We start from the raw sequence: 15255 nt of genomic DNA on the forward strand, positions 1-15255 counted from the left end.
AGTCGCGCAGTTTATCAAGCCTTTCGTCATGAGGCGTAAGAAAGAAGAAGTTCTTACAGAACTACCTGACCTGATCGAAGTCGTCTATAAAAATGAACTGGAAGACCAGCAGAAGGCCATCTATCTAGCCCAGTTGCAACAGATGCGAGACCGCCTAGCGCAAGTGACCAATCAAGAATTCCAGAGAAGTCGGGTAGAAATCTTATCTGGACTCATGCGTTTGCGTCAAATCTGCGATACGCCCGCTCTCTTCATGGACGATTACCAAGGAGCTAGTGGTAAATTGGATAGTCTCCGAGATTTATTGCTACAAGTGGCTGATGGTGGGCATCGGGTCTTGATTTTCTCCCAGTTCAAAGGAATGTTGGAAAAAATCGAGCAAGAACTCCCAGACTTGGGCTTGACCTCCTTCAAAATCACAGGTTCAACTCCTGCTCATGACAGACAGGAGATGACCAAGGCCTTTAACCAAGGAGAGAGAGATGCCTTTCTCATCTCCCTTAAGGCGGGTGGTGTTGGTCTTAATCTAACGGGAGCTGATACGGTTATTTTGGTTGACCTTTGGTGGAATCCTGCTGTTGAAGCCCAGGCTATCGGACGTGCTCACCGAATGGGGCAGGAGCAGATGGTCGAGGTCTATCGGTTGATTACCAAGGGAACCATTGAAGAGAAAATCCAAGAACTTCAAGAACAAAAGAAACATTTGGTTTCCCAAGTTTTAGATGGTACGGAGTCGCGCGCGAGTCTCAGTCTGGCAGAAATTCGTGAAATTTTGGGAATTTCTGAAGCCAGCACTTGAAAAATCAAGACAATACGCTATAATGAAGTGTTGAAAGGAAATACAAAATGAAACAAGATCGATTTCCATTGGTGTCAGATGATGAGATCATACTGACCAAAATACCAGTCATGGACTTGTACGATGAGTCAGACTTTATTAGCAATATCAAAGGTGATTACCGCGATAAGAACTATTTGGAATGGACTCCTATAAATGAGGAAGAAAACGTAGTTTCTCCAGTGGTTAATAAGGAGCCAAAGCCAAGCCCAGAACCTAAAAAAGTTGAAAAAACGTATGCTGAATTGGCTCGAGAAGAGGCGCGTGCGGACTTGAAGAAGAAACGTTCAGCCAAGTATTTGACTCAGGATGTTAGTCATACTAGACGACACAATGGTTCAACACTTGTTCGTCAAGGAAACCAACCAACAGCGCCATTTCAAAAGGAAAATCCTGGTGAGTTTGCCAAATTTAGTAAAAACTTGAGCCAGTCCCACTATATTTTAGCTGAGGAGATTGGCCAAGTGGCGAATCCAACTCCGAAAACCCAAACGGGAAAAAATAAAAAGAACAACTATGATTTTCTAAAGAAGAGCCAAATCTATAATAAAAAGAATAAGCAAACAGATCAGGAACGTCAGGTTGCCCAAGAGTTGAATCTGACAAGAATTACTGAGTAGGGGAGAAAAGCATGTCAAAAACATATCATTTTATTGGAATCAAGGGATCAGGGATGAGTGCCCTAGCCTTGATGTTGCACCAAATGGGACACAAGGTTCAAGGTTCAGACGTTAAAAAATATTACTTTACTCAACGTGGACTAGAGCAGGCAGGGATTGCCATTCTTCCTTTTGATGAAAAGAACCTACAAGGTGATGTGGAGATTATCGCGGGGAATGCCTTCCGTCCAGATAACAACGTTGAAATCGCCTATGCAGATCAAAATGGTATCAGCTACAGACGTTACCATGAATTCCTAGGTAGCTTTATGCGCGACTTTGTCAGTATGGGAGTGGCAGGAGCTCATGGAAAAACTTCAACAACAGGTATGTTGTCACACGTCTTGTCTCACATCACAGATACCAGCTTCTTGATTGGTGACGGGACAGGTCGTGGTTCAGCTAATGCCAAATATTTTGTCTTTGAATCAGACGAATATGAGCGCCATTTCATGCCTTACCACCCAGAATACTCTATCATCACCAACATTGACTTTGACCATCCAGACTACTTTACAAGTCTAGAGGATGTTTTCAATGCCTTTAACGACTATGCCAAACAAATTACCAAAGGTTTGTTTGTATACGGTGAGGATGCTGAGTTGCGTAAGATCACAGCCAATGCGCCAATCTATTACTATGGGTTTGAAGCTGAGAGCAATGACTTTGTAGCTAGTGATCTCCTTCGTTCTACGACTGGTTCGACATTCACTGTTCACTTCCGTGGACAAGAGTTGGGTCAATTCCACATTCCAACCTTTGGTCGTCACAATATCATGAATGCGACAGCTGTTATTGGTCTTCTTTATACAGCGGGCTTTGATTTGAACTTGGTCCGTGAACACTTGAAAACTTTTGCAGGTGTTAAGCGTCGTTTCACTGAAAAAATTGTCAATGATACAGTGATTATTGATGACTTTGCCCACCATCCAACAGAAATCATTGCAACCTTGGATGCAGCTCGTCAGAAATATCCAAGCAAGGAAATCGTGGCAATCTTCCAACCGCATACCTTTACAAGAACCATTGCCTTGTTGGACGAATTTGCCCATGCATTGAATCAAGCAGACGCAGTCTATCTAGCGCAAATCTATGGATCAGCTCGTGAAGTGGACCATGGTGATGTCAAGGTAGAAGACCTAGCTAATAAAATCAACAAGAAACATCAGGTTATCACTGTTGAAAATGTTTCTCCACTCCTAGACCATGACAATGCTGTTTACGTCTTTATGGGTGCTGGAGACATCCAAACCTATGAATATTCATTTGAACGTCTCTTGTCTAACTTGACAAGCAACGTCCAATAAGGAAAACAGATGGAAATTCCAATCACAATAAGGCGAGCTACCCTATCAGATTTAGAAGAAATGCTGGCGATTGAAGAAGCCAATCCTTCGTTAGAAGAGGCACTTAGCCGCCAATCCTTAGAAGAGAGTATCCGCAAGACTGCGGGTACCTTTCTTGTAGCTGGGGATGAAAATCAGCTCCTGGGCTATGTTTTAGGAGAAGCTCAGTATCTTCATCCCAAATGGATAGAAGTAAAATCATTGACCATTCATCCTGACCATTGGGGACAGGGTCTGGGAACTCTTCTTCTTGCGGCCTTGAAACAGGTGACAGTCGAACTAGATTATCAAGGTATTCTTTTGCAGAGTCCTGATGAGCTACTATCTTATTTTGAAATGAATGGCTTTGTTGAAGAAGAATTGTCAGAGAGTCATTATGGCAGTGGTCCTGAATGGTATCTAATTTGGGCCAATCACCTTTATCAGGAGGAAATATGAAAATCAGACAAGCAAGATTTTCGGATTTAGATCGGATTTTAGAGATAGAGCTAGAGAATTTCTCCCTTGAGGAAGCCATTCCTCGTTCGGTCTTTGAGGCACATTTGCGGGAAATTCAGACCAGTTTTCTGATAGCTGAAAAAGAGGGGCGTATTCTTGGTTATATCGAAGGTCCGGTCGTCCCACACCGCCATCTACATGATCAGTCCTTTACAGAAGAAATAAAAGACTATAGCCATCAACCTGGAGGTTATATTTCTGTGACTTGCCTATCTATTGCCAAGGAAGCACAAGCTTTGGGGGTAGGAAAAAGACTATTAAAGGCTCTGAAAGAGGTCGCTTTAGAACATGAACGAGAGGGCATTAACCTGACGTGTCATGACTACCTTATCGCCTATTACGAAAAGCACGGCTTTGTTAATGAGGGAATATCTCAGTCAAGCTTTGCTGGGGAAACATGGTATGATATGGTCTGGCAGCCTGAAAATAAAGAAAACTAGCTAGGGAATGCCCTAGTTGGTTGCTTTTCTGCGACTTTTAAGATATAATATTATGGATTGTCAACAAGGAGGTAATGCTTTTGACTGAAAAATCAAGAGAAGAAGAAAAATTAAGCTTTAAAGAGCAGATTCTACGTGATTTAGAAAGAGTAAAAGAACAAGATAGAAGAGAGAAAGAAGTAGAGATTCCAAATCTGACGGCTTCATCATCTCCAGCTAGTTCAGCAACTCCTTCAGATCTTGAACCAGAAACATCAACAGAAGAGTTGATGGCTGATTCCCTATCTGTTGTCGATAAAATTCTAAAGAATGCACCAAGTGTTCCTCCACTTTCAAGTGCTAGAACTGATGAAACGGATGGACAAGAAGAGAAAGAGATTAGACAGCCAATCATTGACAAGATTGAAGTTGTAGAATCTGAAGAACCTCTAGTAGAGCCGATTCATCTGGCTGAAGAACCTATAGTGGAACCTGTTCAACCTAAGGTAGAACCAGTTGAACTTAAACCCGAAGAAAAAGAATTTAACAATACTCCGACTAAGGTTGCCGTAACCTATAAAACAGAAGACAAGAAAGAGGAAATCACCCCAGGAATGCCTGAAAGAGTAGAGACTGTTTCTACAGAATCTAGCAGTGGATTAGCTGATGCTCCACGTCGTAGTCGTCGTCAAGGTGCAATATCAACTAAGAAAAAGAAAAAATCAAAAGCTAAAGGTTGCCTAGTAACAGTTCTAGTTCTCCTAGTACTCGTTGCAGTTGGTGGTTACTTTGGTTATGGTTACGTTCAAGATTCCTTGAAACCTGTTGATGCGAGCTCAAAGGATTACGTAACGGTTCAAATCCCAGACGGTGCAAATGTTCAAGAAATTGGAAGCACCTTGGAAAAATCTGGTTTGGTTAAACATGGACTGATTTTTAGCCTTTATGCTAAATACTATAGCCATGCCAACTTGAAGTCAGGTTATTATAACTTGAAGAAGAGTATGAGTACGGATGAGTTGATTCAAGAATTGCAAAAAGGTGGGACTCCTGAAGCTCAGGCACCTGTTCTTGCAAACTTGACAATTCCAGAAGGCTATACATTAGAGCAAATCGCTCAAACAGTAGGACAACTTCAAGGTGAATTTAAAGAACCTCTTACTGCGGATGCTTTCTTGGCAAAAGCTCAAGATGAGACTTTTATCTCACAATTAGTAGCTAAGTATCCAAACCTACTTGGAAGTCTTCCAACAAAAGACAGTGGCGTTCGTTATCGTCTTGAAGGCTACCTTTTCCCAGCGACCTATACGATCAAAGACAGTACAACTGTTGAAAGTTTGATTGATGAGATGGTAGCTGCTATGGATAAGGCTATGTCACCATATTACGCTACGATCAAAGAAAAGAATCTGACAGTTAATGAATTGCTTAGCATTGCTTCTCTTGTCGAAAAAGAAGGTGCTAAGACCGAAGACCGTAAAACGATTGCTGGTGTCTTCTACAATCGTTTGAATACTGGCATGCCTCTTCAAAGTAATATTGCTATCTTGTATGCGGAAGGAAAACTTGGTCAAAAAATTAGTCTAGCAGATGATGCAACAATTGACACAACGATTGCTTCTCCTTACAACGTCTATACCAACCTTGGCCTCATGCCTGGACCGGTTGATAGCCCAAGTTCGGATGCGATTGAAGCAAGTGTAAACCAAACAAAGAGTGAGTATTTATACTTTGTAGCCAATGTCGAAGATGGTAAAGTGTACTTCGCGACTACCAAAGAAGAACACGATCAAAACGTTGCAGAACATATCAATAGCAAACTAACCCAATCAAGTAGTTCAAACTAAAATTATGTGGTTTTCCACATAATTTTGTTTTAAAAAAGTAAATAGAAAAGAAAGTTAAAAAAATGGCAGAAAAAACTTACCCAATGACCCTTGAAGAAAAGGAAAAATTAGAAAAAGAATTAGAGGAATTGAAACTCGTTAGACGTCCCGAAGTCGTAGAGCGTATCAAGATTGCTCGTTCCTATGGAGACCTTTCAGAAAATAGTGAGTACGAAGCGGCTAAAGATGAACAGGCTTTTGTTGAAGGACAAATTTCAAGTCTAGAAACCAAAATTCGCTACGCTGAAATCGTCAACAGCGACGCAGTAGCACTGGATGAAGTTGCGATTGGTAAGACTGTAACTATCCAAGAAATCGGTGAAGACGAAGAGGAAGTTTATATTATCGTCGGTTCAGCAGGTGCAGATGCCTTTGCTGGAAAAGTTTCAAATGAAAGTCCGATTGGCCGTGCTTTGATTGGCAAGAAGACTGGTGATACTGCAACGATTGAAACACCAGTTGGTAGCTATGATGTCAAAATCTTAAAGGTTGAGAAAACAGCCTAAATAGGATGAAAAAGGAGTAGTGAAGGTTTTGCCTTGCTCAACTCCTTTTTGGTTTTTTTGATAAATAGGAGACTATATGAGTTCAAACAAGAAGAAAAATAAAATGGAGCGTGGTTTAACCAATCGTCATGTTCAGGTGATGGCCATTGCGGGAACAATCGGAACCGGACTTTTCCTAGGTGCTGGTCGCTCTATCAGCCTTACTGGACCTTCTATCATTCTGATTTACATGATTACAGGAGCCTTTATGTTTTTGATGATGAGGGCTGTTGGGGAGATGCTGTATCAAGATCCAGAACAACATACCTTTATCAACTTTATCACCCGTCATTTGGGGAAAGGCTGGGGATATTTCTCAGTTTGGTCTTATTGGTTGTCAGTTGTCTTTATCGGTATGGCAGAAATCACTGCGATTTCGCATTATGTTCAGTTTTGGTTTCCTTCTTGGCCTAGTTGGTTGATTCAGATTGTTTTTTTAACGATTTTGGCTTTGGTCAACCTGATTGCGGTTAAGCTCTTTGGAGAAGTCGAGTTTTGGTTTGCTATGGTCAAGATTGTGGCGATTTTAGCCATGATTGCAACAGGAGTCTTTATGGTCTTGACAGGATTTGAAACACCATATGGTGCCGCAAGTTTGGCAAATATCAGCAATCAATTCTCTCTTTTCCCAAATGGAGTCATGAACTTTGTCATGGCCTTTCAAATGGTATTTTTTGCCTATCTGATGATTGAATTTATCGGAGTGACAACCTCTGAAACGAAGAATCCTCGTCAGGTTTTGCCCAAAGCAGTTAAAGAAATTCCTCTTCGAATTGTCTTCTTCTATGGTGGAGCCCTATTAGCCATTATGTCTATTATTCCTTGGAGAGAACTTGCTTCTTCAGATTCACCATTTGTAACGGTTTTTGAGCTAGCAGGTATCAAGTGGGCGGCAGCTCTGATTAACTTCGTCGTTTTGACGTCGGCCGCATCGGCTCTTAATTCAACCCTCTATTCAACAGGACGACACCTCTACCAGATTGCCCATGATTCACCCAATCGCTTCTTAAAAGCGATCAAGGCAGATACTCTCTCTCGCCATAATGTTCCGCAAAATGCCATCATTGCCTCAGCAATCTTGATTGCTCTTGCTGCCTTTATCAATGTCTTGCCAGGTGTTTCCGATGCCTTTGCTTTGATTACAGCATCCTCATCAGGTGTTTACATCGCGATTTATATCTTGATCATGGTGGCTCATCTTAAATACCGCAAGTCACAAGACTTCATGGCTGATGGCTACCTCATGCCTCAGTATCGCTTGCTTAATCCCCTAACCATTCTCTTTTTTGTCTTTGTTTTTGTGACTCTCTTTTTGCAAGAGTCCACTTTCATGGGGGCAGTTGGTTCTGCTATCTGGATTCTTGTTTTTGGGATTTATAGTCAGTGGAAATTTAGAAAATAAATCATGAACTCATCAACTCTGTTTGGTGAGTTTTTCTAGTTTGACAGTCTATTAAAATAGGATTATAATCAAGCTGTAACAGTTCTAAGGAGGTTTGGATGCACGTTAGATTGGAAAATAAAGCGTCCCAGAAGGCGCAAGAAATTGGGAATTTGATTCGTGCTTATAATCGTTCCAAAAGAGAAGAGGCTGAGAGCGAGCCACTGAATCTTTATCTCGAAGACGAAAAGGGCAATCTCATGGCGGGCTTAGTAGCTGAGACTTTCGGAAATTGGCTGGAAATCGAATATTTGTTTGTGAAAGAGGAATTACGGGGACAAGGAATCGGTTCGAAACTATTGCAGCGAGCTGAAAGTGAAGCTAAGAAACGAAACTGTCGTTTTGCTTTTGTCAATACTTACCAGTTTCAAGCGCCAGATTTTTATCTAAGCCATGGCTATAAGGAAGTCTTTACCTTGCAAGACTATCCCTACACAGGGCAAAGATATTATTACCAAAAGGATTTGTAAGTTGAACATGAAGGCATAAGGCAAAGAGGGATTCTTCACATAAGCAAGGAGGTGGGCTAATGGATATCATACTAGATATGGGCAACGTCTTATTAGAATGGAACAAGGATAAGATTTTGCAAGGGGTTTCGGATACGAAGGAAGAATATTTGGTTTTAGATAAAGCTATTTTTCAGTCCGGACTTTGGGAAAGATTAGATCTTGGGATCATGACGAGAGAAGAGTTGGTGCTTAAAGTTGTGTTGATGATTGGAAGTACCTATCAAAAGAAGGTTGAAGAAGTTATCTGGAACTGGCCTAGCTACATTGATATTTATAGGGAAGTATTTCCTGTCTTGTCAGAACTAAAGAAAAAGGGGCATCGCATCTTTGTCTTGTCCAATACCTCAAAGGTATTTTATGACTTGCTGGAAGAGCAACTATCTCCCTTAAAGGAGCTTTTAGATGGTTTTGTCCTATCCTGTGATATAAAAGCTATAAAGCCTGATTTGGCAATGTTTAAGGAGATTCTTGACAAATACCAGCTAGATCCCGCAAATTGTGTCTTTCTTGACGATATTGAGGATAATACAAGTGTAGCTGAAAAATTGGGAATCAAGGGCTATCAGGTCAAGAAAAGAAGTGATGTCGTTGATATTTTGAAATCCTATATTTGAACTCAAAACTCTCTATTTTTTGTGATAGAGAGTTTTTTGTTAATAAAATCTTACAAAATGACATTTATACATTGCATTGAGTTAGATATATGGTATAATGTTTTTAAAAGAAGCGCAACTTTTTAAAAATGTGAAGGAGGATGCTAGTGGCTAAAAATGTAAAATTAAAATTAGCTCGTGTGGGGCTTGACTTGACACAAGGGGATTTGGCAGAAGCTGTGGGTGTTACTAGGCAAACTATAGGCTTGATTGAAGCTGGAAAATACAATCCTAGTCTCTCCCTTTGCCAGTCCATTTGCAGATGCTTAGGAAAAACTTTAGATCAATTATTTTGGGAGGAAGAAGATGAAAAATAGATTCTTTTATTATCAATTAGTAGACGAAAGAGAAGAACAACTGATTAACAAAGCTGGGACAGAGTCTTTTTATATGTTTATCGGGCTCATTCTGCTAAGTTATTTGGTGGCTGTGTTAGCACCTGCTCTTTTTAATCCTAATATTCTTCTGGTTACCCTTCTTTTAGGAATTTTCTTCTTTTTCAATCGTGCACGACAACTTGGAGTGACCTACTATAGTCGTTTTCATTTTACGATTGTAGGGTGTTTGCTGGTGACTCTCGCTATTACGACTCTCTTGATGTTGGAGAATTATCAATTCAATATCGAAATTTATCAGCACAATCCTCTGAACGTTAAATATTTGTCTGCTTGGGTCATTACTTATCTGATTTACCTTCCTTGGGTCTTTATCGGCAATCTCGGCCTTAAAAGTTATGGCGAATGGGCTCAGAAAAAGTTTGAGCAAGATATGGATGAACTGGAGACTATGGAATAGCTTGTTAGCTTTTTATCAATCTCGTTAAAATGTGTTATAATAGTACTAATTTATCGGACGGTGTGAAAGTGGTAGAATACGTTCATACCTTTGTAAAGTAGGAAGAAGGAAAACAAATGTATCCAGATGATAGTTTGACATTGCACACGGACTTGTACCAGATCAATATGATGCAAGTTTACTTTGACCAAGGGATTCACAATAAAAAGGCGGTCTTTGAAGTTTATTTCCGCCAGCAACCTTTTAACAACGGTTATGCAGTTTTCGCTGGCTTGGAAAGAATTGTACATTATCTTAAAGACTTGCGCTTTTCTGATAGCGATATTGCCTACTTGGAGTCGCTTGGCTATCATGGGGCGTTCTTAGACTACCTCCGCAATCTCAAGTTGGAGTTGACGGTTCGTTCTGCCCAGGAAGGGGACTTGGTTTTTGCCAATGAGCCAATTGTTCAAGTTGAAGGCCCTCTTGCCCAATGTCAATTGGTTGAAACGGCTCTCTTGAACATCGTTAACTTTCAAACCTTGATAGCGACTAAGGCAGCACGTATTCGTTCAGTCATTGAAGATGAACCCTTGATGGAGTTCGGGACACGTCGTGCGCAAGAAATGGATGCAGCTATCTGGGGAACACGCGCGGCCGTGATTGGTGGCGCCAATGGAACCAGCAACGTGCGTGCTGGTAAACTCTTTGACATTCCTGTCTTGGGGACTCACGCCCATGCCTTGGTACAGGTTTATGGGAACGACTATGAGGCCTTCAAGGCTTACGCAGCGACCCATAAAAATTGCGTTTTTCTTGTGGATACCTACGATACCCTTCGTATCGGTGTGCCGGCTGCCATTCAGGTAGCGCGTGAGTTGGGTGATAAGATTAATTTTAAAGGTGTTCGTATCGACTCTGGCGACCTTTCCTATATTTCCAAAAAAGTTCGTCAGCAACTAGACGAGGCTGGATTTACAGAGGCTAAGATTTATGCTTCAAATGATCTAGATGAAAATACCATCCTCAACCTCAAGATGCAAAAGGCCAAGATTGATGTCTGGGGTGTGGGAACCAAGCTGATTACAGCCTATGACCAGCCAGCTCTTGGGGCAGTGTATAAGATTGTGGCCATCGAAGATGAAAATGGTAACATGCGCAATACCATTAAACTGTCCAACAATGCAGAAAAAGTATCAACCCCAGGTAAGAAGCAGGTATGGCGCATTACCAGTCGTGATAAAGGCAAGTCAGAAGGTGACTACATCACTTATGATGGTGTGGATGTGAGTGGCATGACAGAAATCAAGATGTTCCATCCAACTTATACCTACATCAAAAAGACCGTTCGTAATTTTGATGCTGTTCCTCTCTTGGTGGATATCTTTAAAGAAGGAACATTAGTTTACGATTTGCCTAGTTTGACTGACATTCAAGCCTATGCTCGTAAGGAATTTGACAAGCTTTGGGATGAGTATAAACGGGTACTCAATCCGCAACATTACCCGGTAGACTTGGCGCGTGATATTTGGCAGGACAAAATGGACTTGATTGACAAGATGCGCAAGGAAGCCCTTGGTGAAGGAGAAGAAGAATGAGTTTGCAAGAGACCATTATCCAGCAACTGGGTGTCCAACCAGTGATTGACGCCCAGAAAGAAATTCGCCGTTCGATTGATTTCTTAAAGAGATACTTGAAAAAACACCCCTTTCTTAAAACCTTTGTACTAGGGATTTCTGGAGGACAAGATTCAACCTTAGCAGGGCGCTTGGCGCAATTAGCTATGGAAGAAATGAGAGCAGAGACAGGAGATGACAGCTACCAATTTATCGCTGTCCGCCTGCCATATGGCGTGCAAGCTGATGAAGCAGATGCTCAAAAAGCTCTTGCTTTCATCCAGCCAGATGTCAGCTTGGTTGTGAATATCAAGGAATCAGCTGATGCCATGGCAACTGCAGTTGAAGCGACAGGAAGCACTGTTTCAGACTTTAACAAGGGAAATATCAAGGCGCGTTGCCGTATGATTGCCCAATATGCCCTTGCGGGTACCCATAGCGGAGCGGTCATTGGAACAGACCATGCTGCGGAAAATATCACAGGCTTTTTTACCAAGTTTGGTGACGGTGGTGCAGATATTCTCCCTCTTTATCGCCTCAATAAACGCCAAGGAAAGCAACTCTTGAAGGAGCTTGGTGCGGACCCAGCCCTCTATGAAAAAATCCCAACAGCAGACCTAGAAGAAGACAAACCAGGGCTGGCTGATGAAGTAGCCCTGGGAGTCACTTACAATGAAATTGATGATTACCTAGAAGGCAAAACAGTCAGCCCAGAAGCTCAAGCAACTATCGAAAACTGGTGGCATAAAGGCCAACACAAACGCCACCTACCAATCACCGTCTTTGATGACTTTTGGGAGTAAAAACCTCCAGTGGACCTTTTTACCCTGAGCCTGGAAATGAGAAAGCGAAGAAGGTTCTGTTGAACCTTTTTAGCTTGAGCCTTAAGCTTAGAAAACGAGGTAACATTATGAAAGCAATCGGTACGCAAATGTTACAGACAGAACGTTTGATTTTGAGAAGATTTGTGGAGAGTGATGCGGAAGCCATGTTTCAAAATTGGGCTTCGTCTGCTGAGAATCTAATCTATGTCTCTTGGGATCCTCATCCTGATGTTGAGGTGACTCGGAACTTGATTCGAAATTGGGTTGCATCCTATACCAATCCCAACTATTACAAATGGGCCATTTGTCTCAAAGAAAACCCTGAGCATGTGATAGGAGATATCAGCATCGTTGAGATGAATGAGCCTGATTCAAGTTGTGAAATTGGCTATGTTTTAGGAAAAAACTATTGGGGTCGTGGTATGATGACGGAGGCCTTGAAAGCTGTGCTAGACTTCTGTTTTACTCAAGCAGGTTTTCAAAAAGTCAGAGCACGATATGCTAGTCTCAACCCGGCTTCAGGCCGTGTGATGGAAAAAGCGGGAATGTCTTATCTAAAAACCATTACCAATGGTGTGGAGAGAAAAGACTACGTTGCGGACCTTATTTATTACCAGATAAGTAGGGAAGACAGGTGATTTTCTTTTCTGTATCTATCAAAGTCAGGCCTTGTCTGGCTTTTTTTGTGTCAGATTTCTAAATAACCTGATTAAATCCCTATTTTTCCCTATCATTATCCCTGTTTTTTCTTAGAGTTGGGAATTATAATAGACTTATCAAATCAAAGAATGGAGGAAGGCAATGGACAATGTATTCTTTTTTATCAGTGTTTTTCTTGCTGGAATTCTTTCCTTCTTTTCTCCTTGTATCTTACCCTTGTTGCCAGTCTATGCAGGGGTCTTGTTGGATGACAAAGATGGTTCTCAGGCTTCTAGTGGAAAATATTCAATCTCAGTCGTTAGCCTATTGCGAACTTTGGCCTTTATAGCAGGAATTTCCTTTGTTTTTATCTTACTAGGCTATGGAGCTGGTTTTTTAGGCAATTTGCTTTATGCTTCTTGGTTTCAGTATGTGACGGGTGCAGTTATCATTCTCTTGGGCTTGCACCAGATGGAAGTCTTACATTTGCAGGGGCTCTACAAGGAAAGAAGGCTACAATTAAAGAGACAGGGTCAAAACGCTAACGGCTATAGTCAGGCATTTTTACTGGGGTTGACCTTTAGTTTTGCTTGGACGCCGTGTGTAGGGCCGGTTCTGGGCTCTGTTTTGGCCTTGGCGGCTTCAGGTAGTTCAGGAGCTTGGCAGGGAGCTGGTCTCATGTTAGTTTATACGCTGGGATTGGCGCTACCATTTTTAGTTCTAGCTCTCGCCTCCAGCTATGTTTTGAAACATTTCCGAAAACTCCATCCTTATCTCGGAACCCTCAAAAAAGTAGGTGGTTTCCTTATTATCGTGATGGGAATCTTGGTGCTTTTGGGAAATGCTTCCATTTTGACTACATTATTTGAATAGAGAGGAAGAAGAAATGAAAAAATGGCAAACATGTCTCCTTGGAGTAGGCTCAATTTGTTGCTTGGCAGCCTGTTCGGCTAAAAACATGTCAGACGAGTCTACTATGAAGGAGCAAACCAAAACAGAACAAGTCAGTTCGCAAACTGCCACCAAGGGTCAAGCAGTAGCTGATTTTGAATTGATGGGTGTAGATGGCAAGACCTATCGTTTGTCTGATTACAAAGGCAAGAAAGTCTATCTCAAATTCTGGGCTTCTTGGTGTTCCATCTGTCTAGCCAGCCTTCCAGATACGAACGAAATCGCTAAAGAAGCTGGTGATGACTATGTGGTCTTGACAGTGGTATCTCCTGGGCACAAGGGAGAACAAGCGGAAGCTGAATTTAAGAACTGGTACAAGGGCTTAGATTATAAAAATTTTCCAGTTTTAATTGATCCATCAGGCAAACTTTTGGAAAGCTATGGTGTCCGTTCTTATCCCACTCAAGCCTTTATAGACAAGGAAGGCAAGCTGGTCAAAACGCAACCAGGTTTTATGGATAAGGATATGATTTTAAAAGAATTGAAAGAAATGGGGTAGAGAAAGGCTATGAATGATAAAGTAAAACTTTTTGTCTTGGCAGGGGGCATTCTCCTAGCCATAACCGGTTTCTATTTCCTATTGATGCGAAATGCAGGGCAGACAGATAGCTCGCAAATTGAGAAAGCATCCGTTAGCCAAGGAGGAAAAACAGTGAAAAAAACAGAAGTGAGTAAAGACGCAGACTTGCACGAAATTTATCTAGCTGGGGGATGTTTCTGGGGAGTGGAGGAATATTTCTCACGCGTGCCTGGAGTAACCGATGCCGTATCAGGCTATGCAAATGGTAGAGGGGAAACAACCAAGTACGAATTGATTAACCAAACAGGACATGCGGAAACTGTCCATGTCAGCTATGATGCTAATCAAATTTCCCTCAAAGAAATTCTTCTTCATTACTTCCGCATCATTAATCCAACCAGCAAAAATAAACAAGGAAATGATGTGGGGACCCAGTACCGTACCGGCGTTTATTACACAGATGAGAAGGATTTAGAGGTAATCAACCAAGTCTTTGATGAGGTGGCTAAGAAATACAATCAACCTCTGGCAGTTGAAAAGGAACCCTTAAAGAATTTTGTGGTGGCTGAGGATTACCACCAAGACTATCTCAAAAAAAATCCAAATGGCTACTGTCATATCAATGTCAATCAGGCGGCCTATCCCGTCATCGATGCCAGCAACTATCCTAAACCAAGCGATGAGGAATTGAAAAAGACCTTGTCACCTGAGGAATATGCAGTTACCCAGAAAAATCAAACAGAACGGGCTTTTTCAAACCGCTACTGGGATAAATTTGAATCTGGTATCTATGTGGATGTGGCAACTGGCGAACCCCTCTTTTCATCAAAGGACAAGTTCGAGTCTGGTTGCGGCTGGCCTAGTTTTACCCAACCAATCAGTCCAGATGTCGCTACCTACAAGGAAGATAAGTCCTACAATATGACGCGCATGGAAGTGAGAAGCCGAGTTGGAGATTCTCACCTTGGTCATGTCTTTACGGATGGACCACAGGACAAGGGGGGCTTGCGTTACTGTATCAATAGCCTTTCTATTCGCTTTATTCCCAAAGACCAAATGGAAGAAAAAGGTTATGCCTATTTACTAGATTATGTTGATTAAGAAGTCTTTCCTAAGCAGTTAGAGGAGAATTTT

Annotated in this window: 18 protein-coding genes; all 18 read left to right on the plus strand. The window is 41.7% G+C overall.

What is annotated here, in order from left to right:
• A partial coding sequence (locus SORDD15_RS01035; protein WP_196756200.1) for a DEAD/DEAH box helicase occupies positions 1-799 on the plus strand: 799 nt, incomplete at its 5' end.
• A 47-nt stretch (positions 800-846) separates the two neighbouring features.
• A complete protein-coding gene (locus SORDD15_RS01040) occupies positions 847-1458 on the plus strand; it encodes a divisome accessory protein ZapJ (RefSeq protein WP_061413602.1) in 612 nt (203 codons plus the stop codon).
• A gap of 11 nt (positions 1459-1469) precedes the next feature.
• Positions 1470-2804, plus strand: a complete 1335-nt coding sequence (murC, locus tag SORDD15_RS01045; RefSeq protein ID WP_061413604.1) for a UDP-N-acetylmuramate--L-alanine ligase — start codon at positions 1470-1472, stop codon at positions 2802-2804.
• 9 nt (positions 2805-2813) lie between these two features.
• Entirely contained in the window at positions 2814-3281 is a 468-nt protein-coding gene (locus SORDD15_RS01050; RefSeq protein WP_061413606.1) for a GNAT family N-acetyltransferase, read from the plus strand.
• The gene (locus SORDD15_RS01055) at positions 3278-3781 is read left to right on the plus strand and encodes a GNAT family N-acetyltransferase (RefSeq protein ID WP_061413608.1); all 504 of its coding nucleotides are present in this window, start codon (positions 3278-3280) and stop codon (positions 3779-3781) included. Before SORDD15_RS01050 ends, SORDD15_RS01055 begins: the two co-directional genes overlap by 4 nt.
• Positions 3782-3855: 74 nt before the next feature.
• A complete protein-coding gene (gene mltG, locus SORDD15_RS01060; protein ID WP_081102328.1) occupies positions 3856-5607 on the plus strand; it encodes an endolytic transglycosylase MltG in 1752 nt (583 codons plus the stop codon).
• Positions 5608-5669: 62 nt separating this feature from the next.
• On the plus strand, positions 5670-6152 hold the full coding sequence (gene greA, locus SORDD15_RS01065) for a transcription elongation factor GreA (protein ID WP_061413610.1): 483 nt from the start codon (positions 5670-5672) through the stop codon (positions 6150-6152).
• 76 nt (positions 6153-6228) lie between these two features.
• Positions 6229-7593 carry an amino acid permease gene (locus SORDD15_RS01070; protein WP_061413612.1) on the plus strand — a complete coding sequence of 455 codons (1365 nt, stop codon included), beginning with the start codon at positions 6229-6231 and terminating at the stop codon, positions 7591-7593.
• Between the two features lie 98 nt (positions 7594-7691).
• Positions 7692-8102 (plus strand): GNAT family N-acetyltransferase, encoded by a 411-nt coding sequence (locus tag SORDD15_RS01075; RefSeq protein WP_081102329.1) that lies wholly within the window; start codon positions 7692-7694, stop codon positions 8100-8102.
• A gap of 59 nt (positions 8103-8161) precedes the next feature.
• Positions 8162-8758, plus strand: coding sequence for an HAD family hydrolase (locus SORDD15_RS01080; protein WP_061413614.1), 597 nt, complete (start codon positions 8162-8164; stop codon positions 8756-8758).
• 146 nt (positions 8759-8904) lie between these two features.
• Positions 8905-9114, plus strand: coding sequence for a helix-turn-helix transcriptional regulator (locus SORDD15_RS01085; protein WP_061415620.1), 210 nt, complete (start codon positions 8905-8907; stop codon positions 9112-9114).
• Positions 9104-9592 carry a DUF6773 family protein gene (locus SORDD15_RS01090; RefSeq protein WP_061413617.1) on the plus strand — a complete coding sequence of 163 codons (489 nt, stop codon included), beginning with the start codon at positions 9104-9106 and terminating at the stop codon, positions 9590-9592. The genes SORDD15_RS01085 and SORDD15_RS01090 overlap by 11 nt, the downstream gene beginning before the upstream one ends.
• A gap of 116 nt (positions 9593-9708) precedes the next feature.
• Complete coding sequence (locus tag SORDD15_RS01095) at positions 9709-11169, plus strand: nicotinate phosphoribosyltransferase (protein WP_061413619.1); 1461 nt, start codon at positions 9709-9711, stop codon at positions 11167-11169.
• On the plus strand, positions 11166-11990 hold the full coding sequence (nadE, locus tag SORDD15_RS01100) for an ammonia-dependent NAD(+) synthetase (protein ID WP_061413621.1): 825 nt from the start codon (positions 11166-11168) through the stop codon (positions 11988-11990). The genes SORDD15_RS01095 and nadE overlap by 4 nt, the downstream gene beginning before the upstream one ends.
• A 107-nt stretch (positions 11991-12097) precedes the next feature.
• Positions 12098-12649, plus strand: coding sequence for a GNAT family N-acetyltransferase (locus SORDD15_RS01105; protein ID WP_061413623.1), 552 nt, complete (start codon positions 12098-12100; stop codon positions 12647-12649).
• Between the two features lie 163 nt (positions 12650-12812).
• Positions 12813-13523, plus strand: a complete 711-nt coding sequence (ccdA2, locus tag SORDD15_RS01110) for a thiol-disulfide oxidoreductase-associated membrane protein CcdA2 (protein ID WP_061413625.1) — start codon at positions 12813-12815, stop codon at positions 13521-13523.
• 13 nt (positions 13524-13536) lie between these two features.
• Complete coding sequence (locus SORDD15_RS01115) at positions 13537-14100, plus strand: redoxin family protein (RefSeq protein ID WP_061413627.1); 564 nt, start codon at positions 13537-13539, stop codon at positions 14098-14100.
• A 9-nt stretch (positions 14101-14109) separates the two neighbouring features.
• The gene (gene msrB, locus SORDD15_RS01120) at positions 14110-15222 is read left to right on the plus strand and encodes a peptide-methionine (R)-S-oxide reductase MsrB (protein WP_061413629.1); all 1113 of its coding nucleotides are present in this window, start codon (positions 14110-14112) and stop codon (positions 15220-15222) included.
• Positions 15223-15255 lie beyond the last annotated feature (33 nt).

Origin of the sequence: Streptococcus oralis (genome assembly GCF_001578935.1) — a bacterium.
GTDB lineage: Bacteria > Bacillota > Bacilli > Lactobacillales > Streptococcaceae > Streptococcus > Streptococcus oralis_R.